Origin of the sequence: Chryseobacterium lathyri, assembly GCF_019970085.1 — a bacterium.
Classification (GTDB): domain Bacteria; phylum Bacteroidota; class Bacteroidia; order Flavobacteriales; family Weeksellaceae; genus Chryseobacterium; species Chryseobacterium lathyri.
This window is the reverse complement of record NZ_JAHXYG010000001.1, coordinates 674,453-699,463: the sequence shown is the minus strand read 5'-3', so window position 1 is coordinate 699,463 and position 25,011 is coordinate 674,453. Positions and strand designations below refer to the sequence as shown.

Sequence of the window (25,011 nt, the reverse complement as noted above, 5' to 3'; positions counted from 1 at the left end):
CACCGGGCCGGAGCCCGATGATGTTGATTTTTTATTTTATAATTAATTTTTCAGCTTGTTTCAGGCTTCCATTTTGAGATTCAAACTGAATGATATAATTGCCTTCTTTAAGTCTTGAAAGATCATACTGCTGATCTCCCGCATTGATTGTTTTTGTTTCCAGAGGGTTCCCGGTAAGGCTATATACCGTTAGTTTTCCTTTATTATATTCGTCGGGAACTGAAACTGTAAATGGCAAAGATTTACTTGCAGGATTCGGGTATAACTTTATCTTTTTTGCTGTAACTTCTTCAAGACCTGCATTTTGGATTCTTGCTGTTGAAACTTTTTGAGAACCTGCCGGACAAGGCACGTCTGTTCCCCAGTTGGAAGCATCCACTCCAGTTAATGTCAGAGTAATTCCGTTTCCTGAACTGTCCTGAACCGAAGAACCACTCCCTTCATTAAATTTCCAATAAGCTGTAAGAGAAGTTGCCGGAAGAGTCACATTACACATATTCTGGCTGATTTCTGTCTGGCTTAATGCTCTTTTCCAAACTCTAACCTCATCTATTTTACCATTGAAATTCCTTGATGTATTGTATAAATATCCTACATTGAAAGCTCCGTTGGAGGAAACGCTTCCGGTCTGGGATTTAGTGGCATCAAGAACTCCATTGATATAAATTTTCATGGCAGAACCGTCGTAGGTTGCTGCAACATGATACCATGTATTGGCATTCAATGCTGTAGCAGCGGTCAGTTTTTGCTGCACATTATTGATGCTTACCACAAATTGCAGTTTGTTATTGGCAATATTGGCATCGCCTAATCTTAAAAATGCTGAATTGCTGTCGCTTACCTCCGTTCCTAAAAGAGATGAAATATAAGGGGATGCCGATTTAAAAGAGGATGGTTTTATCCAGCCCTCCAGTGATAATGCAGATCCGCTTAGATTGATGGTTCCCGCCGCACCAGATTCCGTGCTTCCATCCAAAGAAAGAGAGGTCGATCCCGAAGGAGCTGTTCCTGTTCCACTGTTGAATCTCGGGGCAAACATATAGGTACTCTTTACGCTACAGTTGGTTCTGATTCTCCAGTCGTATTCCGTATTGGCTGTTAATCCTGATATGGTTACAGATGTAGCTGTTGTAGCTGTTGCAACATTCGTCCATGTAGTAGAAGTAGCCGGTTTATAATCTACATCATAAGTGCTGGTTCCTACGGCTGACCAGTTTAATTTTGCACTTATTCCTGTAAGATTGCTGGTAAATAATCCTATCGGGGCATCACAATTGGTTCCCTGTGTCCATGACTGTAAGGCAGTGCTTAAGATAGTCTGTTCCCCATATAACGTCTGTGTTCCAGCTGAAAGTTGTGATGTTTCATTGGTTCCGTGCAGATCGTACCACATAAATACTCCGTATCCGCCGTTCTTTGTCTGGGTAGCCAGGCTGGTTGTAGTGGAATTGGAAGTATTTCCCAGCCATACAGCTGCCGGAGAGATCTGTGCATTGGTAAGAGGCGGAACATTAGGGGCGGAAAAAGTTCCGTACATAGCATTCCAGCTGTAGTTGACATAATCCCCTACTCTAAGTCCGTTCCATGAAAGTCTTGAAGCAGCAGGGCCATAGTAATAAAAAGTGATCATTTTATCCGGCAGTAAAGCTTTTAATTCCTGTACAAGCATCACAAAAGAACTTGCGTTGGGTTGGCCGGTTCCGTTTTGTCCGTAATCAGAATATTCATCGTCAAAGTCAATTCCGTCTAACCCATAAGTATTTACAGTATGGGCAAGCTGCTGGGCAAAATCCCTGGCTGATTCACGGGTTGGAAAATTACAAATACCCGCTCCCTGATGATTTCCCAAAATAGTCAGTACCACCTTCATTCCTTTTGCCTGAAGGGGTTTTATGTAAGTATCTGCGTTGGTCAACACTTTTGTAACGTTGTTATTACAGTACAGATAAGGCCTGCCTCTGCCTGTATCATAATTGATGTTGGCAGCAAAAATATTGACGACATTAAACAAATATTTACCTGATGTCTGCAGTTTGTATGAACCTGCATTCAGGATATTGTTGTTGTTTACCTCCACATAGCATATTCCTGTAGGATTAAGCTGTTGTGCATTCAGCACAGGAATGGCATGAATGATCATTACGATCAACATAGTAATGGCTTTTTTCATAATGTTTTTTTTAAGTTGTTTTTGGTATGATCTGAAATTTATTCCTTGAAATTTAATTTTGCAATATAAATGCAGACTAGAAGGCTCCTTCCGTTGACTTTTCCAGCTCACGGGCCGATTTCAAAAATTCTTCCACATCCATTTCTTTGAAAAAGAGCAGACCATGGGTCGCCCTGAGACGCGGACTTTCATTGTCGTAGAAATAAGGTTTTCCTAAAACCAGCTGAACATCTTTCAGTTGCTCCACCCAGGTCTGAATGGAAAGGTGACTGAATTTTCCATCGTAACGGTAACTCGGGAATGAAGCATCCACCTGGCTCATGTAGCTGTTGGTAAAGCTTTCATCCATCGTACTCATGGCATTCAGCGATACAGGGAAAATATGCGTGACATCCGCTGCATTAAACTGATACCAAACATTTCTGTACCCCCAGATTTTAATATTTGAAAGATCTTTTTCTTTGCCCCATTCCCTTACAGCTTCGGCTATGGCCTGCAGAACTTTGTAATGGGTGTCAGGACCGCTGCCTTCGGGGTCAAATGCCAGACTGATTACGGTAGGATCTATCTCCCGCAGCTGTTTGAGGATCGGGATAACATCTCTTTCCCGATTGGGTTTCTCCGTAAAAATCGCACCGGTATAAAATCCCAGTCTCAGATGATGAACATTTTTGGTTCTCACTCCGAAGTGGGCCCATACCAGCTCTTCTTCGTATTCACGGATCATTCCTTTTAAGGTCTGGATCTTTGGCTCAGGATTTTGTCCGTCATAGCTAAAATTCACGGCAGTGATGATTTCACTGATCCTGGTTTCCAGATCCTGTCTGTTTTTGAGATTCCAGAGCTCAACAATATTCCTTACCATTCTGTGGGAAACAGCTCTCGACCTTTCGTAAGCACTTCCGGAGGCAATATTGATCAGGTAATGGTAGACGTCTTTATCTTTTTTATTTTTATATCCTGCTTCAAAAAAATCGGGGTACTGAAGCATTTCTATTTCGTCTTTCTTCACAAAATAAAGAGTGGCATTCAGAATTTTTATCAGAAACTTATTGGTAACCGCCGTAAATCCTGAAGTAAGAACCGAATAATGGGATGCATTGGTCTCATTACGCGACTGATAGTGGATATAAGGCAGCAATCCTAAAGAAATATCATCGTGATGTGGTCCGGTATGGTAAAAAACTTCGCTGCTGAGCCTTTCTGTTCCTTTTTTAATTTTCCCGTTAATGGAATCAATGACAGATTGAACGGTATGTTCGCCAAGGCCGGGAATAAGCTGTGTATACTGATCTTCTCTGAGATCATCCAGTGTTAGATGTTCCGCATATTTATTCAGCTTCCGAGTCAGGGACATGATGGCTTTGTCTGTTTTTTCCTGTGACCAGCTGCCGGAACGGTAGTAATCATCAATATAATCATTCAGCATACTTGCCGCTCCCAACGTGATATAGAATCTTCCATTCGGGAGCCCTGCAAGAACAGAGGCCGGATATATATTGGATGGCGGAAGCTCAAGAGCATTTTTTATCACAGGAGCCTTTGCTTCTCCTGCCGCGAAAATAATAGCTACGGCATCTTTGTTATGGGTAATGGTTTCCAGACCAATGGTGATCACCAGCCTTTCCTTTGAAATTTCAATCCCTCCGAGATCTCCTGCTGCAACAGCCTGGGTTTCAAAATTGGTTGATGTAAGCCGTGTGGTAGAGTAAGGATCGGAACCTTTGATATTGAAAGCGATATGGCCATCGGGACCTATTCCGCCCAGAAAAAAACCTATTCCACCTAATCCACGGATCTTCTGCTCATATTCCGAGCACCAGTTATCAATTAAAAAAATAGATTCTTTCTGTAGTTTTTCCTGAGGATTCCGGGCTTCGCGGTATCTCAGCTCAAGGTTTACTTTATGATCCGGGAAAATTTCTTCAAAACCCTTGCCTTCTGCTAAAGGAATTTCATTGGAATTGATGAGCAGTGCATTTTCACGTTTCAGTCCAAAACCTTCAATATAATATTTGTTGACGTAATGATAAAAGCTATTCGCCTGTGATGACTGTATAGGATAAAATTCATCAATCTGAACAAAATAAAGTTCTGCCAGTGAGGGTTTATCCTGAAACATCAATCCATGTTTCTTCCTCAGTTCAAGGATGCTTTCGTTGTCCCAGTTTTCAAGAATATGTTGGGTCCAGAAAATAAAATATTCCGGCGTTTTACCCGTGGGAAGACTGATGACTCCTGCCGGGTTTTCATGAACCCACTCCAGAAAGCGCAGGGCTGTAAGCATCCCTAAATTCGGAAAGTTATCTACAACGATATAGGGAACATTTACCTTATTGTTGTGTGGAACATCATTTAAAAATGACTGTTCTACGGGCGTAAAAGTTTTGTTCTTTTCCATTACGTTTTGTATTTTGTTTTATACGGGAACAACCTTAAGTCAGCAGGTCAGGATTCTCGTTAAAAGTTTTCCATAATAGTTCTCCAAACAATGTATTGGCCCAGGCAAACCATTCCCTGGTAAATTTCTTATCGTTATCCTTGTGGAAGGATTCATGCATAAATCCTGTTCCTCCATGAGTTTTCTGCAGGGTTTCTATACACCATTTTATTTCCTTCTTGTCATTGGAAGTAAGCGCTTTCATGATGATACTCATCGGCCAGATCATATCAAGACCGATGTGCGGACCGCCGATTCCTTCTGCCAGTTTTCCTTTGAAAAAGAACGGATTATCCTGTGACCAAACATAATTTCTGGTATTTACATAAACCGGATCATCAGCTTTTACAGCGCCCAGATAAGGAAGGCCCAGAAGGCTTGGACAGTTGGCATCATCCATTAAATTATAACTCCCGAATCCATTCGTTTCGAACGCATAAATCTTTCCATATTGAGGGTGATCGTAGATTCCGTACTTCTTGATGGCGGCGTCTACCTCATCAGCCAGGCTATTTAGCTGCTGGGCTAACATTTTTTCATTTTTGATCTGTGAAACCATTTCCGCTGCCTGACGTAAACTCACGACTGCAAATAAATTAGAAGGGATAAGGAAAGCATAGATGGTAGCATCATCACTCGGACGGAACATAGAATTGATCAATCCTACAGGTTTTGTCGGATAGCCGTAACCGCCCATTGGAATTCCGTCTGTTGCCCAGGCTGTTGTACGTTCAAATTTATAGGGTCCCAGATCTGTTTTTCTCTGCTGCTCTGTAAAGGTTTGCAAAGTAAGCTTGATTCCCTGCAGCCAGTTGTTATCAAAGGGTTTTGTATCTCCCGTCGTCTTCCAGAAGTGGTAAGCCAAACGGATTGGATAGCATAATGAGTCGATCTCCCATTTTCTTTCGTGGGTGCCGGGTTTCATATCTGTGTGATCGTATTCTTTCCACTTGCTTATTTTATTTTCGTCGTTATAGAAAGCATTGGCATAAGGATCTTTAAGGATGAATTCTGTCTGTTTATGAATAACCCCGGAGATCAGCTTATGAAGTTTTTCATCCTTTTTTGAGAACTGCAGGTATGGAAAAACCTGTGCAGAACTATCGCGAAGCCACATGGCATCAATATCTCCCGTAATAACGTAAGTATCCGGAGTTCCATTGATTTCTTTATAAAAAACGGTGGTATCTAAAGTATTGGGAAAGCAGTTTTCAAAAAGCCACGACAGCTCTTTATTCTTCACTTTCTTTTTAAAAGCTTCAATTGCACTTTCTACCGCTTCACTCGTAAAATGTCTTTTATCTTTCGGAACGCGGACTACAGGGAAATTTTCTACGCTTAATGTTTTTGCGAAAACATTTTGAGTAAACATCAGTCCCGCTCCTGCCAGTGCACTTGTCTTTATAAACTTTCTCCTTTCCATTATACTTTTATATTTCGTTATTGTTTGATCTATTTTACAGGCTTGCTTCCCATTACAAATTTCAGCTCGCCACCATTCATAATGTCGCTGTGATTGATTTCCCAGCTTTTGAATTCTTTCCCATTCAGGAACATTTTCTGAACATAGATGTTTTTATCGGAAATTTTATCAGCAATCACCGTGAAAGTTTTCCCGTTTTCCAGCTTTAAAGATACTTTCGGAAACTGTGGTGCTCCGATTGCGTATACTGGTTTTCCTGGAGTTACAGGATAGAATCCTAATGATGAGAAAATATACCATGCAGACATCTGGCCGCAGTCTTCGTTATTGACAATCCCGTCCGGTTTTGCCGCATACATATTATCGCGGATGAATTTGACCATTTTCTGGGTTTTGTAAGGAGCTCCCGCATAGTTGTACAGGTATGGAACATGGTGTCCCGGCTCATCACCGAATCCCAGAGAACCAATGAATCCTGAAATATCCACGTGCTGCTCACCGATCATTTTAAGCTCTTCGGTAAAAGTTTTGTCCAGTTTTTCTTCAAATCCTTTTTTACCTCCGTATAGATTCATCATTTCATCAATCTGGTGAGGAACGAAGAAATCATACGCCCATATATTTCCGGAAACCCAGTGTGGCTGTAGTTTTTTCCAGTCGTTTAAAGTAAAGTCCGGTAGGAATTCTCCGTTTTTCTGCTTTGGCCAGAAATGGTTGTTTTCTTTGTTGAATGTATTCAGGAAATTCATAGAACGTTTCTTATAAACTTCTGCCTCTTCTTTTTTACCCAATTTCTCGGCAAGCTGCTGAATGCACCAGTCATCATACGCGTATTCCAGCGTTGCAGAAACTGAAGCACCGTTTTCAGATGGTGTGTACCCTAATTTGATATAATCATTAAGGCCTCCGCCACCATCACTGCTGCTCATTTTATCCGTTAAAGAAGCATCTTTCATTGCTGCAAATGCTTTTTCCTGATCAATACCCGGTACGCCTTTGGAAATGGCATCCCAGATTACGGATACACTGTGATAACCAAGCATGCAAAAATTATCGTAACCACAAAGTTCCCAGATTGGCATGTGATCTTTGCGGTCTGTATACCTGCTGATCAGCGAGTTGGCAAATTCTTTTGTATGTTTCTGATCCATAATGGTCAGCAAAGGATGGGTTGCTCTGAAACCGTCCCAATAGGAATAGGTGCTGTAGTTCGTAAACGATTTGGTATTCATATTTTCCTGAGCGGCCACATAATCTCCGTTGGTATCCATATACAGATTAGGGGCGATAAAGGTGTGGTACACTCCGGTATAGAAGATTTTTCTCTGGTCGTCCGTACCGCCGGTCACCTGGAATCTGTTGATTAGATCTCTCCAGGTATTCTGAGCCGTTTCTTTAGCCTGTGCAAAATTCACATTCTTAGCTTCGGCATCAAAGTTTTCCTGGGCACCTTCCGTACTTACAGGAGATAAGGAGACTTTAACCTCTATACTTTCATTTTCCTCAGTTGAAAATCTCACGAAAGCTTTGGCATCTTTAGCAAGCGCTATTTTTTCGTTCTCTTTTATTTTTCCTTCAGAATAAGTTCCATAGGATTTAAAAGGTTTTGAAAATTCCATCACGAAATAAGCAAAACGTTTTCCACCCCAGCCGTTGCTGTAGCAGTATCCTTTGATCTTATTGTTTCCTTCTATGCTTACCAGCGTATGGTAAATATTCCCGAAAATTTTATTGGTAGGATCAATGATGACATTGGATTCTTCTCTCTTTGGGAAGGTATATTTATGGAAACCTACTCTCGGAGAAGCGGTCAGCTCGGCTTTAATTCCGTAGCTGTCCAACATCACGGAATAATATCCCGGTGAAGCCGTTTCTTTGTCGTGACTGAATGTCGACCGGTAGCCACTTTCCGGTTTGTCCTCAGAACCTGGAAGCATCTTTATTTTCCCGACGGTTGGCATCACTAAAATATCTCCAAGATCTGCCCAACCTGTTCCGCTGAGATGATTATGACTGAATCCCATAATGGTTTTACTGCTGTAATGGTATCCCGAACACCAGTCCCAATCGCCGCTTTTAGTATTCTGATCCGGACTGAGCTGGATCATTCCAAAAGGTGTAGTCGCTCCGGGAAATGTATGGCCGTGTCCTCCTGTTCCTATGAAAGGATCTACCCATGAAAGAACATCATCCTTCCGTTGCTGGGCATTTCCCACATGAGAAAACAGGATCATTGATAAAAATATAAGCAGTTCTTTTTTCATAATCATAATAGGGAAATCTTAAAAATTTCTCAAGATAGGAGTTTATTTAACAATATAAAAACCGAAACAATGATTTCAACAAGCAGTGACCGGTATATTATTTATATTTTGAATCCGCTTACAGCGAATTCTTTTTCATAAAATCAATAATTTCAGAAATATATCCAAACGCAATGGCCACAACGGTATCCGCTGCCCCATAATATACAGTTACCTTATCTCCTTCTGAAAGGGCTGCACACGGGAAAACTACATTCGGAATATCTCCCGTAAGTTCATACAATTCTGCCGGAGCCAGTAAATAAGGTTTCGTTCTGTATAATACTTTTGACGGATCTTCAAGATCAAGCAGTGATGCTCCCATAGAATAACGGAACCCTCTGCAGGTATTGATCACTCCGTGATAAAAAAGCAGCCACCCTTCATCCGTTTTAATCGGAACAGGTCCTGCCCCTATTTTTGTACATTGCCATGCACTGTCTTCAAACGGTGCTACTTTCATCACGCAACGGTGCTCGCCCCAGTATTTCATATCCGGGCTGTAGCTGATATAGATATCTCCGAAAGGCGTATGCCCGTTATCACTCGGTCTGCTCAGCATGGCATATTTACCGTTTATTTTCTCAGGGAAAAGAACTCCGTTTCTGTTGAAAGGAAGGAATGCATTTTCACACTGAAAGAATTCTTTAAAATCAAAAGTATAGGCTATTCCGATAGTCGGTCCATGGTATCCGTTACACCACGTGATCCAGTATCGGTCTTCTATAAAGGCAACACGGGGATCGTATTTATAATCCGATTCTATCATTTCTGTATTTCCGGCTTTCATATCAATCGGGTCATGATTGATCTCCCAATTGATCCCATCTTTACTGAAACCTGCAAAAATATTCATCTGCACTGCTTTGTTATCGCAACGGAAAACTCCTGCGAATCCATCTTCAAAAGGAACCACCGCACTGTTAAAAATGCTGTTGGACGTAGGTATTGCATATCTGTTGATAATCGGATTTGCAGAGTAACGCCACATGATATCCCGGCTCTCTTCCGGACGATCCTGCCAAGGGATCTTTGCTGGTTGAAATGTCATAAAGTATTTTTACTTTTTTATTTAATGTATTTAATAAAATGATTTAGTGTTCTTTTAGTTTTTCAGGATATGAAAACGGAACCAAAAGGGTCACGACAAAAGCAGGTATGGTAGCAATAAGTACCCAGATAAAAAACATTTTGTAACCTACCCAATCACTGATCATCCCGCTGAACATTCCGGGAATCATTACCCCAAGATTCATAATCCCGGTTGCAAAAGCATAGTGAGCCGTTTTATGTTCACCTGGTGCGATCTGCTGCATGATGTAAAGCATGAGTCCTACAAAACCGAATCCGTAGCCAAAATATTCGACTACAACTGCAATTCCTACCGGAAGAAGTTCTGCCGGCTGGAAATAGGCCAGTAGTGCATAAACTATAAATGGAATATTAAAGGCTGAGCATAACCAGATTAAAGATTTTTTCAATCCTCTGGCTGCGATAAAGTAGCCTGCCAACACAGATCCCAAAATAAAGGCTGCAGAACCATAGGTCCCATAAATAAGCCCAATATCCGATGTGGATAATCCAAGACCTCCTGAAGTTCTCGGAGCTTTAAAAAACAGGGGAGCGATTTTTATCGCAAATCCTTCTGCAAAACGATACAGGATAATAAACAGTACCGCCCACATGATATTTTTCTTTTTGAAGAAAGAGATGATCACCTCCCAAAGCTCTTTACGGACATTTCCTGCTTTTCTGGTTTCTTTTTCCTGCTTATTTTCTTTCGGTAAAACAGCATAATGGTACAAAGCCAGGGCAAAAAACAAAAGACCATAAATTCCCATGATGATCATCCAGGCATTGGTGACTCCTTTGGTTTTCTCCAAAACTCCCGCGAAATAAACCAGAACTCCGCTGCTTATGATTTTGGCCAGATTGTAAAAAGCGCCCTGCCATCCGATATATTTTGCTTGCTCTTTGTTCGTTAAAAAATTGATATAGGTCCCGTCTGCAGCAATGTCATGTGTGGCTCCGCAGAATGCAACGACCGCAAAAAGAGCAATGCTATATTTGAAAAAATCCGGCAGAGGAAGCGTTAATGCAACCAAAGCGAACAGAATTCCTATGGCAAACTGAGTTGCAACAACAAAGAACTTTTTTGTTTTATAGATCTCAAGAAAAGGACTCCATAGAGGTTTTAATGTCCAGGAAAACATAATAAGCGCTGTCCAGAATGTAATCTTGGAATCTGAAACACCCATATCCTTGTACATAATTCCGGAAACCGCATTAATGGTCACAAAGGGTATTCCCATTGCAAAATATAATGTAGAGATCCAGAGGATCGGTTTTACTGAGCGAGTTTCAGACTTATTGTTTCCCATATTCAAATAAAATAGTAAAGAAAAGAAGGCCTCTCAAAAGCATCATTCCGAATTGAAACGAAACTAAAATTGAAGAATCTTTAAAACAAGTGTTTATCCGATATTTCTCCTGCCGAAATGAAAAAATTAAATCTAACTTTTGAGACGGCCTCTTTATCTTTATAATTGATCTGCTTAAAATTATTACTTTTTATCCCACCATAACCTGGTTCCACCTGTATCGGGGCCTCCCAGTAATTGGACAGCTTGTGCATAGTTCAAAGTACTGTTACGGTATTTTGATGGGATAGGGATTCTTCTGATCATAGCATCAGTGCTTATCGTTCCCTGGCTATCATTCAATACATTTTTGAAGATGATTGGATAACCCGTTCTTCTTTGTTCTGCCCATGCTTCTGCACCATCAGGATAAAGCGCAATCCATTTCTGGGTCATAATTCTTTCTAATTTTCTTTCAAAAGAATCTGTGGCATTCCATTTTATGGTAATGGTACTTAGCTGTGGGTTTCCCGGCAAAATATCGTTAGAATGATTTTTGGGATCTATATAAGGGGCTTCTGTAGAGGTAGAATTATTTACATAAGCATCATAGCCTCCAGCCTTTCCCCACTCTTCTAAAGACACAGAAATTCCTTTGTTATAATTGGTTCCTGCATCACCAGCACCTGCATAGCCTCTTATAGCAGCTTCTGCTTTCAAGAACCATGCTTCAGCAGCAGTAAAAATTTTGTTTTTACCATTGGAGCCAGAAAAGTAATCTCCATTAGCAGAGATCGCAGCTGCCTTTGAGTAGCTTCCGTAACCCGGACTCAAATCCACACCTTGCCTTACTCCCACATATTGGTTTAATACACCTGCATCGGTTGCAGGCTGTGCATATAAGGAAATTCTCGGATCATTATAACCATTCATGTATGCCATCAGAGGGGCTCCGATTTTACAATCACCCCAAGAATAAATAATATCAAACAATGGAGAAGCCTTTCCATAAGAAACCAAAGCATTTTCTGAAGTATCATCGATTAATCCAGCAGATGACGCAAGTGCTTCTTCTGCATATTGTTTTGCTTTTGCAGGATCTGCATAGCTGATTCTGATGGCATATCTCAGTTTCAGAGAGTTGGCCAGCTTTGCCCAATTAGCAGTATTTCCCCCAAAAACCAGGTCTGATTTAGAAATTACCGCTTTATCTTCTACTCCAATTGGTTTTTGTAATGCAACAATCGCTGCATTAAGATCGGTAACGAAATGATTATAAGCATCTTGTTGAGAGTCAAAATCTGTAATACCATTGGCTCCGGGTGTTTCAAATTTGCTATAAATTACCGGCCCGTGAGCATCTGAAACTTTTTGTGCTGCCAAAATTCTTGAAATATTAAGAACTGCTAAAGATTGAGAAAAATCTATTCCCGGATAATATTTCGGAGCGTTTAACTTGAAATTTTTGTATTGCTGATTAACATCTTCCAATTGATTGAGCATAATTCTTTCGTTCCAGCCATCCATCATAAAATATGTGGTATTGTTTATTCCTCCATTATAACGGGTTGCTGTACTGAAAAAACCACTGTACATATCTGCATTTAAATTAGTTTGCAATTGATAAATCCAGTTTTGAGGATTTTGCAAATTGCTTTGTATCTGTCTTAAAGGATTGGTAAGCAACGCGAAATCTGCCAAAAGCTGCTCGTCATAAACCCCATTGTATTCAGAATCTATTTCTTCAAAATTGCCGGTACAGTTTAATAAGGGTAAAAGTCCTATTGTACCTAACATTAATATTTTAAAATATTTATTTTTCATTATTATTGTATTAAAAGTTTGCTTTTACTGAGAAACCTATCGAACGGGTAACCGGCATACCAAGAATATCTACCCCAACTCCACCCGGGTTTACACCGGATACCTGTTCCGGATCGAATGGCGCTTTGTTGTATAGGAAGAATAAATTGGTTCCAATCAAGCTTAGCGTTGCATCTTTGAAATATTTACCGTTTATACTGAATTGATAAGAAATAGAAGCCTGTCTTAATCTTACATTTGTTGCATTATACATATACGCTTCATTAATGCCTCCTGAACCTCCGACTACATCATAATATGCTCTTGCATCCGTTTTTCCTGTGTATGTCGTTCCATTTGCATAGGCTGCATTGGCAATAGAAACACCTCCATTGTCTCGGGCATCTGCAGAAACTTGGCTTACTCCTTTTTTGTCATTCAAAGCCTGTGTAATCCCCAGTACTTTACCCCCGAATTTACCATCAATCAGGAAATTAATATTTACTTTCCCGATATTAAATGTGTTATTAAAACCTAACATAAATTTAGGATTGGGATTCCCTAAATACGTTTGTCTGTCTGCAGCCAATTGCGGAACTCCTTCTGCAGTAACTACAATCCTTCCTTGTGCATCTCTCAAGAAAGCAGTTCCGTAAATATCTCCGAAAGAACCACCTACTTTAATTCCGTTGTAGCCACCACCAGTCAAGAAAAACGGTTTTACATCACCACTTCCTGTATAGAAACCGATTGGGAATACTTCTTTTATTTTATTTTTATTTGCAGAAGCATTTACAGCAACCGTCCAACCAAATTTCTTAGAATCCAATACTTTGTAAGACAAACTGGATTCGAAACCAGTATTCTGAATTTTTCCTGCACTGATGTCAATTCCTGCCAGATTGGTACCATATATACTGCCTCCTGTACTTACATTTTTTAGATATTGATTGGATACATTTGAATTATAGTACGTAAAATCGAAACTCAATCTATTATTAAACAACCTGAATTCTGTTCCCGCTTCAAACGTTTTATTCATTTCCGGTTGTGGAAACAGATAGGCAAATTGTGGAAAGTTTACAATATCAACAGGTGCTGAGCTATAAGATCCTGTAATTACACCACCATTAAAAATAGGTTGTGGGTTGGTAGATGTAGGATCTAAAGCATTCCCCACAGTTGCGTATGATGCTCTTACTTTCCAAAAGTTAATAGCTTCAGGAAGCTTGAAAACATCACTTAAAATAGAGTTAAGACCTGCGGAATAATAATCAAAATTATTTTTAGGGGCTTTTGATAATGTAGAAGACCAATCGACTCTATACGTAAGATCTAAATACAATAATCTTTTGTATCCAAAATTGGCACTCGCAAAAACCGACTGATCTTGTCGATGTGGGGTGTCAATTTTGTAGCCATTCCCCTCACCATTCCAAGCAAGGTTATTTAAAGTAAAAAGATTGGCAGTAAATAATCTGTTGTTTTCTATATTGGTAATTGTATATTTAAGATCAGAAATACTTGTTCCAACCGTAAAATCAAAACTTAAATTATCACTGATTTTTGGGCTACCCGCTAAGATAAAGTCACTATACGTTGTGGTTTTCTCAATGGTGTTTTTTGATAATTTTCCATTGATACCACTCACAGTATTATTAGAAAACGCATAAATATTACGCTGTGTGTCAGAATTATAATAATTATAATTTCCTCTTAATTTTGCAGTTAACCAGCTGTTTAAGGCATAACTTAAACTTGCAGATCCGTAGAAATTTTTATTTTTGGTCGTAACAGGATTTTTGTTGAGAATCCAATAAGGATTTTGGGTCTCACTATCCTCAAAACCACCATCCGGCCTGATTGCCCACCAGTTTTGTGCGGGTAAAAAACGAGTATTGTTAAAATAGGTATAGTTATCTTCACTGAATTGATCAAAATCGATTCCTCTTGGCAACCAATATAAATTACTAATTGGCGAGAAGTAAGAACCCGGTGTTAATCTATTTTTAGAATCCTGCAAAGAAGCCATTACGTTGGCATCCAATGTCAGTTTATCGTTAAGAAATTTACTGGAATTTCTATAGTTAATATTATATTGATCAAATGTAGAAGTTGGGATTACACCGGTATTATTAGTACTACCCAATGAGAAAAAATTAGTTGTTTTTTCATTCCCTGCCTGGAAACTCAAACTATTGATCCTTGTAATTCCCGTATCGAAAAAATTTTTCACATAGTCTTTAGAAGCTCCTTTTGCGCCCCAGCTATCATAAGTACCTGTAGCTCCGGTAGCCGCATTATAAGGGGTTGACTGTAAATAACTGTTTTGTAATTTTGGTAAATTGTAAACATCATCGAAAGTAATGCTGGATGAAAACGAAATACTGCTCCTTCCTGCAACTCCTTTTTTCGTCACAATCAAAACTGCACCATTACTTCCTTGCGATCCATACAAGGCCGCCGCAGAAGCACCCTTCAAGAAGTTGATGCTTTCTATATCTTCAGGATTTATTGTACTTAAAACATCTCCAGTGTCTGGCATTCCTGAAAAATAATCTACGTTTGGACCTCCTGTTCCTGTAATACCTGTATTATTGACGATAGGAACTCCATCAATAACATACAAAGGTTGGCTATTTCTTGTGGATTTGTCACCTCTCATAGTGATTCTTACGGAACCTCCGACACCACCATTGGTTTTATTAATCTGTACATTGGAAACTTTCCCGTTAATAGAGTTTAAAAGATTAGGCGTTTTTACTTCTGTAAGTTCATCTCCTCCTATTTGCTGGCTAGAGTAAGTAAGGGAGCGAGCCTGCCTTTTAATCCCCAAAGAGGTCACCACCACTTCTTCAATTTTGGTTGTTTTAGCAGTATCTGCCTGTTTTGTTTCCTGTGCGTAGGCAGATAAAGAAATAGCTAATAAAACCGGTATAACAGTTTTTCTCATAAGGTTAGTTTTATTAAGATTTATTTGAGAATCAACTACATTGCCTTAAATATTGTTTAGATTTTAAAACAGGATTTATCTTCATTTTTCTGCAACATTATATCCTATTCGCATCAAATAATTAAAGTTTTGTTAAGATTTAATTCACATTAACAAATCTAAATTTTGTTCACAGTCAGATATAATGCTATTTTATCATAAAACGATATTATTTTTTCATACGTTTTTGTTAAACCGAAATTACACCCTGATTTACAGTATGGTAAGTAGATATCAGACTTATTATTTATAATTAAGATGTAGTGCTTTTTCAGCATATTTTGATTAAAATACATTTGATTACATCAAAAAATCCGGATACAACTATCCGGATCTTATGATTAAAATGTATTTATTTAATAAAAAGGATTACTCGATTTTTTTCACTCCTTTAAAAAGCTCTTTAAACTCTGTAGGGGTTGTTTTTTTAATAGACTTGAAAACTTTATTAAAATTGGCGATATTATTAAAACCGGCTTCAAATGCAGTCTCAAAAACCGTCAGATTTTTCTCCATGAGCCATCTTGCCGCATAGCTGATCCTGATTTCATTCAGATAATTCACAAAGGTTTTGCCTGTTCTTTTCTTGATGAACCTGTTGAAGGTTACGCTGCTCATATTGATAAGTGATGCAGCATCATGGAGTGTTATTTTGCTTTCAAAATTCTTATGCACAAAATCATGAACTATCTTCATTTTATCATTATCGGCAAAGGTTTCAAGCTCTATACTGTAAGAAGATAACAATGTCTTGTCTTCGGCAATGGCCAGTTCATTAAGAATTTTCATGATCTCAATAAAAGATTCAAAACTGTTCATTTTGGATAAGTTGAAAAAAGAGTCTTTAAGCTTTTCTGCTGTTTCCTGAGAAAATAAAATGCCCCGGATGGAGTCCTTCATCAGGTTGCTGATAGGTTTCAGGATATTTTTATCCATCATGGACTGATTAAAAAAATCCTGATTGAACTGCACTGTGATTTCATGGGTTTTCCTGTTTTTGCATTTATGATTGGCCCAGCAGTGCGGAAGGTTTGGACCCACCAACACCAGTTCGATATCGCCAATCTCCCCTGTGTGATCACCGATCATACGGCGGTATCCCTTTCCTTTGCTGATAAAATTGATCTCGATCTCCGGATGATAATGATACGGAAAATCAAAAGAAGCCTTTATCCGGTCAAACACAAGAAAGCTGTCCTCGGGAGATAATGGAGTTATTTCTCTCAAAATATTTTCTAGCTTGCTCATCTAATCTTTGAAAAAATTAAAGTTATTATTCAATACAGAACTTTTTACAAATTTGATAAAAAACCAATCAATTAATATATAATTTTTATTTTTTCTTTATTTTTAATAAAAACAGCAAATTAGAATTTAAATTAATGTCTATTATAAATAACAATAATGCTTTTAAATAATAGATGCATTCTATTGATAATTTCAAAACGCCTTTTTGTATCTTTAGCTAAATTATATGAGGCGACGGTTATTTTTAGAAGCCACTATAAAATCCAAAGCCATCAGTAGAACTTAATTCAGATATGACATTTAAAATACTTTTTAATTTCGGACTATGAATGTAGTATAGATTTTATCATGATAAAGTTTCAAAAATTACTTATCGGGAAAAAAGTACAATTTTTAAGGCTTTTTATCCATTGATTCCGGTTTACAACCGCTCTATCTTTGTATCATCAAAACAACATATTAAAACAACAACAAAACAAACATTATGAGACGTAACGCAACAGCCGTTTGGAACGGTAACATCAAAGAAGGTAAAGGACACTTAACTACTCAAAGCACAACTTTAAACGAGACCCAGTATTCTTTCAACAGCCGTTTCGCAGACGGAGTAGGGACAAATCCCGAAGAATTATTGGCGGCAGCACATGCAGGATGTTTTACCATGAAACTAAGTGCCGAGCTTTCCCAGGCTGGTTTTACTCCTGAAGAATTAAAAACAACCTCTGTGATCACCCTAGATCCAAGCGTTGGAAAAATCACAAAATCTGAACTGACTCTTACCGCAAAAGTTCCGGGACTTTCAGAAGAGGAATTCCAAAAATATGCTAAAATTGCAGAAGAAGGTTGTCCTGTAAGTGCAGCTTTCAATTTCGAAATTACTTTGAGTGCTACTTTAGCTCAATAACAGCAAAATTCTTATTGAACCATTAAGATTTTTTTAAGTGATTAACGAAGGTTAAGAATATCAAACAATATTTTTAAGTAAATTGCTTTTATCCGCTGGCGGATCCTTGATTAATCTTACTGCTTAAAAGATCTTAATGGTTTATTTTTTTGGTGAAAACATTTTATCTGAAATTCTCAAATTAAGCAGAAAAGTGTTCCCACAGATCACACAGATTATACAGATTTTTTATTAGACTCCAATAGATCATGAAAATCAAAGATTTTCAAAAAACTTAAGTGATCTTCTTTAGCACAATGATTTTAAACTTCAGATTAACTTAAGTATCTTAAAACTTTTGTTCCTTTTATGGCAGAGCCTTTTCAGGAGCATATTTGAAGTAAAGTACACAATTTTAAAACAAAATATACCGATTGGTATATTTTATGTATATTTGCAGTACACTAAATACTTAAAATGTCAAAAGCAGAAAAGACCAAACAGTTTATTATTGAGAAAACAGCTTCTTTGTTCAATACCAAGGGTTATCTGTCTACATCTTTATCTGACATTACGGAAGCTACGGGCCTTACCAAAGGTAGCATCTACGGAAATTTTGACAATAAGGATCAGGTTGCGCTTGAAGTTTACAAATACAACTCCAGTCTTCTGTCTAAAAGTATGGCCAGATCTTTAGGAGAGGAATTTCCAACTACGATTGATAAGTTAAATGCTTTTGTTAGTTTTTACCGTAAAAACTGGAAAGCAGTCTTTGAAAATGGGGGCTGCCCTCTGATGAATGCAGCTACCGAAGCTGATGATACCTTCCCCAGCCTGAAGAAACAGGTGACCCAATCGTTTGAAGGCTGGATCAAAAAAATAACAGCCGTCATTATTGAGGGGCAGAAAACAGGAGAAATACAGCCGGATATCGATGCTGACGCATACGGGTCACTATTTATTATGCTCATTGAGGGCGGAATTCTTCTTTCTAAAACAACAGAAGATGAAAAATACTTAAACCTGGCTTTAGACAGAATATTATTCATGATCGATAAAGAGCTAAAAATACTTCCATCATAAAACTTTTCAATATGGAAACAAAAAAAGTGGCCATTGTAGGATACAGCAGAATTCCTTTTGCCAGAATTAATACAGCCTATGCAGACCTGGATAACCAGGAGCTTCTGGAAGCGTCTCTCAACGGACTGATTAACAAATATCATTTACAGGGAAAACTCTTAGGCGAGGTAGCTGGAGGTGCCGTTATCAAACATATTTCAGAAAGCAACCTCATCAGAGAAACAGTGATGAATACTGCGCTTGATCCTGCTACTCCAGCATGTGATCTTCAGCAAGCCTGTGATACCGGAATTGAGGCAGCCGTATACATTGGAAATAAAATTGCGTTGGGACAGATAGAAAGTGGAATTGCCTGTGGCGTTGAAGCAATGAGTAATATTCCGTTTGAATCCGCACCGAGATTAAGGAAAGCCTTGTTAAAAGCCAATAAAGAAAAATCAGTATTTAAAAAACTTAAACAACTGTTAAGTCCAAAGTTGAAAGACTGGATGCCTATTCCTTACAGAGGACAGGAACCGAAAACCGGTCTGGTGATGGGTGGGCATACGGAAATTACAGCAAAATATTACCAGATTTCCCGTGAGGAGCAGGATGAATTGGCATTCAAAAGTCACAGAAACATGGCCAAAGCTTATGATGAAGGATTTTTTGATGATATGATCATTCCCGCTTTCGGCTTAGATAAAGACAATAATCTTCGCAGAGATACCAGCCTTGAAAAACTTTCACAGCTGAAGCCTGCTTTTGATAAAGAGAACGGAACTCTGACTGCCGGAAATTCAACTCCTTTTACAGACGGTGCTTCTGCTGTACTTCTGGCCAGTGAAGAATGGGCCAATGCCAATGGTCTTCCTGTTTTAGCCTATATTACTTTCTCAGAAGTGGCAGGAATTGAGTATGTAGAAAACAAACAAAATCTACTTCTTGCCCCTGTTTTTGCAGCAGACAGAATGCTTAAAAAGGCAGGAATGAGTCTGGAAGATTTTGATTATTATGAAATTCATGAAGCTTTTGCCGCACAGGTCCTTGCCACCATCAAGATATGGGAAAATGATGATCTTGCTAAAAAATTCGGACTGGAAAAAGCACTGGGGAAAATTGACAGGGATAAACTGAATGTAAAAGGCGGAAGCCTCGCAGTAGCACACCCTTTTGCAGCTACCGGCGGAAGAATAATCGGTACCTTAGCAAAACTCCTTCACGAAAAGGGCAGTGGGAAAGGCTTCATCTCTATTTGTGCTGCGCGCGGACAGGGTGTAACTATGATTTTAGAAAAGTAAAAAGAAAAATATGGACAGATTAACACAACTGCAGCAATTCATTGGAAAGGAATTTGACCAATCGCCATCTCCGTTTATGAAATGGCTCAACCCTATTGTAGTTTCTGCAGAAGAAGGACATCTTGAATTCCAATATACCGTGAGACCGGAATGGCTTAACCCGATCGGAAACCTTCATGGCGGTGTCACTGCAGCCATCGTTGACGACATTATTGGAGCCACAATGTTCTCCCTGAACGAAAATTCTTTCATAACGACCATCAATAATGTGATCGATTATTTTTCAACTGCAAAAGAAAATGATAATATTGTAGCCGAAACGAAAATTATAAAAAGAGGCAGGCAGTTTGTCAATGCACAATGCGAAATATGGAACGCAGACAAAACAAGACTGATTGCCAGGGGAACCTCTAATCTATTCAAAATTAATAACTAAGTATGAAAAGAGTTGTCATTACAGGACTGGGCGCGGTAACGCCTTTGGGGAACAATGTCGAAGATTTTTGGCAAAATAGCATTAACGGTGTAAGTGGAGCAGGTATAATTACCCATTTTGATTCAGAGAAATTTAAAGTGCACTTCGCCTGTGAAGTGAAAAACTTTGATCCGAAAGTATACCTGACCCATAATGAAATAAAAAGAAGTGACCTATTTTCACAATATGCAATGTATGCTTCTACAGAAGCAATTCAGGATTCGGGGCTCGAATTCGAGAAAATGGACCCATTCGATACGGGCGTGATCTGGGGAACCGGACAAGGCGGCATGATCACATTTGAAACTGAGGTTATGAATTTTGCAGACGGAGACGGAACGCCAAAATTCAATCCTTTCTTTGTTCCTAAATTTATTGCCAATATGGCTTCAGGAATGATCTCTATGAAATTCGGACTCCAAGGAATCAATTATACAACCATTTCAGCCTGTGCAACAGGAAACACTGCATTAATGGATGCGTTCAACTATATCCGTCTTGGAAAAGCTAAAGTGATTGTGAGCGGCGGTTCTGAAGCAGCTATTACGCCTGCTTCTGTGGGTGGTTTCTCGGTTATGAAAGCAATGTCCACCAGAAATGATGATTTCGCTACAGCAAGCCGTCCGTATGATGCGGACAGAGACGGTTTTGTCATGGGTGAAGGTGCCGGCGCTTTGATCCTTGAAGAGTATGAGCATGCCAAAGCAAGAGGAGCCAAAATTTATGCTGAACTTGCTGGTGCTGCTATGACCGCAGATGCGTATCATATGACTGCACCTCATCCGGAGGGAGTCAGTGCCATTAAAGCCATGCAGCTGGCTATGAAAGAAGCTGGTGCCAATATTGAAGATCTTGATTATCTGAACCCTCACGCTACTTCCACTCCGCTTGGAGATCTGGTAGAGCTGAAAGCGATCAGTACATTATTCGGAGGAAATAAAAATCTCGATATCAGTGCTACAAAATCCATGACAGGGCATTTACTGGGTGCTGCCGGCGCCGCAGAAGCCATCCTTTCTATCAAGGCTGTGGAAAAAGGAATTATCCCTCCTACTATCAATCTTCATCATATTGATGAAAGTATTCCGAAAGATGTAAATATCGTTTTTGGGGAAGCTAAAGAAAAGGATATTAATTTCGCGTTAAGCAATGCCTTTGGATTTGGAGGACATAATGCGAGTTTGGTTTTTAAAAAATTCAACGGTTAATTGAATGGTTTTTAATTTGCAGGTTTAACAGAATCTGCTTAATTATCCCTGACAAGGATAAAACCAAAATCAGTAACCCAAATTCAGGTTAAATAACAACAAAAGCAGTCAAAATTGACTGCTTTTTGCCTTTCATTCTTTTTTTAAGAAATTTATTACTTTCTTAAATGACAGATCTTTTACTCAGAATCCTGTATAAAAAAAATCATCCGCATTGTCTGCAATTGGAATATATAACCTTTCCCATTGTTCACCTTCTTCTATTTCCCAACTGTGCCCCTCGCCTTCTACATCTTCTGCTAAAAGGATAATTCCCGGTTCGATAAGGAATGTGGAACCATTACTCACTTTAAACCTGATCTTGCCTTTCAGCGTTACCACATATTGCTTTCGTGGGGCAGTGTGCACCTCTTTTTCCCACTCTTCAGTGGTCGTACTTATCCAAAAAGCGTTTGTGTTCATCTGCTTCAAAGTAGGAATTCTTCCTATTTCGAAATTACTGGTCCCATCAGGACTATTCACGAGCCTTACGGCAGGAACAGAATCACTTGTGCTTTTCAAATTATACTATTTTTATACAATAATTACTCTGAATTAAGACCTCAGCCATTCCGAAGAAGAAAGGTATTTCTGATCGGGATAATAAATAAAAAGGCAATTTCGCCCTTTTATGGTATTAATGATTGGCTGCGTTAATGCTTTCGGAACGGCTGGACATCCCCAGCTTCTTCCGATTCTTTTGTGCATGGATGCAAACTCGTCGCTTACATAATCTGCTCCGTGCATCACGATAGCTCTTCTGTAGGCGGCATCATTAAAACCTTTATCCATCCCCAACAATTTCAAAGAATATCCGTTGTCTCCCTGGTAAGTAGCATCTGTGATATAAAATCCTAAGCTGCTCTGCAGCGAACTTTCCGTATTAGAAAAATTCGACGCAAATTCTTCGCCTGTATTTTTTCCGTGTGCTACCAGTGAATTGAACAGTACCTTTTTCTCATTGGTATCAATCACCCAAAGTCTTTTTGTATTCGAAGACATAGAAAAATCGCAGATAGTCAATAAATGCGAGTCTTGGTTCAGCAATCCTGCTTTTTTTAAATTTTCAAAACCTGTCAATGCTTTTGCGAAAACTTCGTAATTCAGTTCATGTTCAGGGTCAAATGGAATTGATTTGTACAATTCTTCTGACGAAGATGCTGTACCAGCGGTCTTCTCAGATTTCGTGTCTGCTACTTTTACAATTTTTGCTGTATTGACATTCTCATTCTTTACTGCCTTTCCCGGCGAAAGATAGAATGAAGTCGTGACCATATACACCAGGCCTAATACACTATAAATTCCTTTCATTCAATAATATTAAATTCCAAATTAGTGAGGCAAAATTATAAAAACATAATTACCAGACACTTATAAGTCCACAAAGTTTAACTGAATTTAAGAAACTTTAACGTCCTGATTTTGTGAATTAAAGCTGTATTTTTTGGCTAATCCGGAACAAATTCCAGGCTTACAGAATTCATACAATACCGCAGCCCCGTAGGTTTCGGGCCATCATCAAAAACATGTCCGAGATGGGAGTCACACCGTTTGCAAAGCACTTCCACTCTTTCCATTCCATACGCAGTGTCTCTCTTGTAATAAACACCTTCTTTGTCTGCCTCGAAAAAGCTTGGCCATCCGCAGCTGCTCGCAAATTTTGAAGTAGAACGGAAAAGATGATTCCCGCAGACAGCACAATAATAATCACCGGTTTCATCAAATTCATTATACTTTCCGGTAAACGCTCTTTCTGTAGCAGCCTCTCTGGCAATAGCATATAAATCCGGGGTAAGGATCTTTTTCCATTCATCATTAGAAACATCAAGTTTTGAAGTAGCGGTTCTGGAATAGTATGGATTATTTTTTGCTTCTTTATTTTCCATAGGAAAGGTTTTAATAGATTGGGGGTTCTGCAGACATGCCTGCAAAAAGGGTTAATAATATGATGAAAACTAAAAATTTCATTGTACATTTTAGTCCTGAATTCCATCCCAGTTATAATGATGGTTTCATTACCAAATTTAGTAAATTTGAGAATATGAATGACGAAGCGAAAAGAAAACGGCTGAGAAAATATAAAATGTTTGCCACCGGATTATTTGTCCTGATGGCCGTTATTTTTATTGCCACCACCCTACTTCAGAAGTCGAATCCATCTCATTGGCTTGGCTATGTGAGGGCTTTTTCCGAGGCAGCAATGGTTGGAGCCTTAGCAGACTGGTTCGCTGTGACTGCTCTTTTCAGGCATCCGCTTGGGCTTCCTATTCCTCATACGAACCTCATCGAAAACAGCAAACAGAGGCTGGGAGATAATCTCGGCAGTTTTGTCGTGAGTAATTTTCTTTCGCCTCAAAATATTCGTCCGTATATCCAGAAGCTTAAAATTTCGAATTTCGTCGGAGAATGGCTTGGAAAAGAAAAAAGCCAGGAAATCCTGATCAGAAATCTTTCGGATATTGTTCTGGATATTCTCAATAAACTCGATGATACTTCTGTGAGCCAGTTTATCAGCAAGAAAGTTTCAGAAATGACGGATGATATCAAGCTTAATAAGGTGGTGGGAAATGGTATCAATTATATCCTGGAAAAAAATGACCACCAGAGAATCGTTACCAATCTTTCCAAGCAGATCAAAGATTATATCATCGAAAATGATGAAATGATCAAAGAACGCGTACAGAAAGGAAGTTATTCATTCATTCCTTCTTTTGTTGACAATAAAATTGCAGATAAAATTGCCAGTGGACTTTCAGATTTTTTCAGGGAGATAGAAGAAGATCCTGACCATGAAATCCGAAATCTGATTACCCGGAAGATCCATGATTTTTCTACCGATCTGAAGGAAGATCCGAAATGGGATGATGAATTTAAAACCATCAAAAACGGCCTTCTGAAAAATGATAAACTTGATGAATACTCTAATGACATTTGGGTTTCCATTAAGAAAACTCTGATGAAGGAGTTACAGGATGACCAATCTTCTTTAAAAATCTACCTCACTAAAAACCTGAATGAATTTTCCGAAAATTTAAAAACGGATGAAAATCTTCAGAATAAGATAGATCATTGGGTTCGGGTGACTGCTTATAAATATATTCTTAAAAACACCCATCAGTTCGGAAACCTCATCAGTTCCACCGTAGGAAACTGGCAGGGCAAAGAGCTAAGCGAGAAACTGGAGCTGGAAGTGGGAAAAGACCTGCAGTTTATCCGGGTCAATGGAACGCTTGTTGGAGGACTTGTCGGCCTGATCATCTACACCATCGCCAATTTCTTCCTCTAAAAACTATCAAAACCAACC

General features: G+C 39.0%; 18 protein-coding genes. 6 read left to right on the top strand and 12 right to left on the bottom strand.

Annotated features, from left to right (window positions below):
* Positions 1 to 31 precede the first annotated feature (31 nt).
* From LC418_RS03220 to LC418_RS03180, 9 genes are all read right to left on the bottom strand, one after another.
* Positions 32 to 2,170, bottom strand: a complete 2,139-nt coding sequence (locus LC418_RS03220) for an endo-beta-N-acetylglucosaminidase H (protein WP_223558086.1) — start codon at positions 2,168 to 2,170, stop codon at positions 32 to 34.
* Positions 2,171 to 2,246: 76 nt separating this feature from the next.
* Entirely contained in the window at positions 2,247 to 4,571 is a 2,325-nt protein-coding gene (locus tag LC418_RS03215) for a glucosamine-6-phosphate isomerase (protein ID WP_223558085.1), read from the bottom strand.
* 34 nt (positions 4,572 to 4,605) lie between these two features.
* Complete coding sequence (locus tag LC418_RS03210) at positions 4,606 to 6,033, bottom strand: glycoside hydrolase family 125 protein (RefSeq protein WP_223558084.1); 1,428 nt, start codon at positions 6,031 to 6,033, stop codon at positions 4,606 to 4,608.
* A 29-nt stretch (positions 6,034 to 6,062) separates the two neighbouring features.
* Entirely contained in the window at positions 6,063 to 8,297 is a 2,235-nt protein-coding gene (locus LC418_RS03205) for a GH92 family glycosyl hydrolase (protein WP_223558083.1), read from the bottom strand.
* Between the two features lie 118 nt (positions 8,298 to 8,415).
* On the bottom strand, positions 8,416 to 9,387 hold the full coding sequence (locus tag LC418_RS03200) for a glycoside hydrolase family 130 protein (RefSeq protein WP_111958778.1): 972 nt from the start codon (positions 9,385 to 9,387) through the stop codon (positions 8,416 to 8,418).
* Between the two features lie 43 nt (positions 9,388 to 9,430).
* On the bottom strand, positions 9,431 to 10,717 hold the full coding sequence (locus LC418_RS03195) for an MFS transporter (protein WP_223558082.1): 1,287 nt from the start codon (positions 10,715 to 10,717) through the stop codon (positions 9,431 to 9,433).
* 183 nt (positions 10,718 to 10,900) lie between these two features.
* Positions 10,901 to 12,493, bottom strand: coding sequence for a SusD/RagB family nutrient-binding outer membrane lipoprotein (locus tag LC418_RS03190; RefSeq protein ID WP_223558081.1), 1,593 nt, complete (start codon positions 12,491 to 12,493; stop codon positions 10,901 to 10,903).
* A gap of 37 nt (positions 12,494 to 12,530) precedes the next feature.
* A complete protein-coding gene (locus tag LC418_RS03185; RefSeq protein ID WP_223558080.1) occupies positions 12,531 to 15,452 on the bottom strand; it encodes a SusC/RagA family TonB-linked outer membrane protein in 2,922 nt (973 codons plus the stop codon).
* A 408-nt stretch (positions 15,453 to 15,860) separates the two neighbouring features.
* Positions 15,861 to 16,739: an AraC family transcriptional regulator gene (locus tag LC418_RS03180; RefSeq protein ID WP_111958772.1), complete on the bottom strand. Its 879-nt coding sequence runs from the start codon at positions 16,737 to 16,739 to the stop codon at positions 15,861 to 15,863.
* Between the two features lie 484 nt (positions 16,740 to 17,223).
* On the opposite strand from LC418_RS03180, the gene LC418_RS03175 reads away from it, so the two are divergent.
* The 5 genes from LC418_RS03175 (at position 17,224) to fabF (ending at position 21,668) form a co-directional block, all read left to right on the top strand.
* A complete protein-coding gene (locus tag LC418_RS03175) occupies positions 17,224 to 17,643 on the top strand; it encodes an OsmC family protein (RefSeq protein ID WP_116010251.1) in 420 nt (139 codons plus the stop codon).
* A gap of 456 nt (positions 17,644 to 18,099) precedes the next feature.
* Positions 18,100 to 18,705, top strand: a complete 606-nt coding sequence (locus LC418_RS03170; RefSeq protein WP_223558079.1) for a TetR/AcrR family transcriptional regulator — start codon at positions 18,100 to 18,102, stop codon at positions 18,703 to 18,705.
* Positions 18,706 to 18,716: 11 nt separating this feature from the next.
* On the top strand, positions 18,717 to 19,985 hold the full coding sequence (locus tag LC418_RS03165) for an acetyl-CoA C-acetyltransferase (protein ID WP_111958766.1): 1,269 nt from the start codon (positions 18,717 to 18,719) through the stop codon (positions 19,983 to 19,985).
* A gap of 10 nt (positions 19,986 to 19,995) precedes the next feature.
* Positions 19,996 to 20,421: a PaaI family thioesterase gene (locus LC418_RS03160; protein WP_223558078.1), complete on the top strand. Its 426-nt coding sequence runs from the start codon at positions 19,996 to 19,998 to the stop codon at positions 20,419 to 20,421.
* Between the two features lie 2 nt (positions 20,422 to 20,423).
* Positions 20,424 to 21,668: a beta-ketoacyl-ACP synthase II gene (gene fabF / locus LC418_RS03155; RefSeq protein ID WP_111958762.1), complete on the top strand. Its 1,245-nt coding sequence runs from the start codon at positions 20,424 to 20,426 to the stop codon at positions 21,666 to 21,668.
* Positions 21,669 to 21,851: 183 nt separating this feature from the next.
* On the opposite strand, the gene LC418_RS03150 is transcribed toward fabF, so the two are convergent.
* The 3 genes from LC418_RS03150 to msrB form a co-directional block, all read right to left on the bottom strand.
* Positions 21,852 to 22,229 carry a cupin domain-containing protein gene (locus tag LC418_RS03150; protein WP_223558077.1) on the bottom strand — a complete coding sequence of 126 codons (378 nt, stop codon included), beginning with the start codon at positions 22,227 to 22,229 and terminating at the stop codon, positions 21,852 to 21,854.
* Between the two features lie 33 nt (positions 22,230 to 22,262).
* Positions 22,263 to 23,018: a murein L,D-transpeptidase catalytic domain family protein gene (locus LC418_RS03145; protein WP_223558076.1), complete on the bottom strand. Its 756-nt coding sequence runs from the start codon at positions 23,016 to 23,018 to the stop codon at positions 22,263 to 22,265.
* 137 nt (positions 23,019 to 23,155) lie between these two features.
* Positions 23,156 to 23,593, bottom strand: a complete 438-nt coding sequence (gene msrB / locus LC418_RS03140) for a peptide-methionine (R)-S-oxide reductase MsrB (protein ID WP_223558075.1) — start codon at positions 23,591 to 23,593, stop codon at positions 23,156 to 23,158.
* A gap of 155 nt (positions 23,594 to 23,748) precedes the next feature.
* Between msrB and LC418_RS03135 the strand changes: the two genes are divergently transcribed.
* On the top strand, positions 23,749 to 24,993 hold the full coding sequence (locus LC418_RS03135; protein WP_223558342.1) for a DUF445 domain-containing protein: 1,245 nt from the start codon (positions 23,749 to 23,751) through the stop codon (positions 24,991 to 24,993).
* The last annotated feature ends 18 nt before the right edge of the window (positions 24,994 to 25,011 follow it).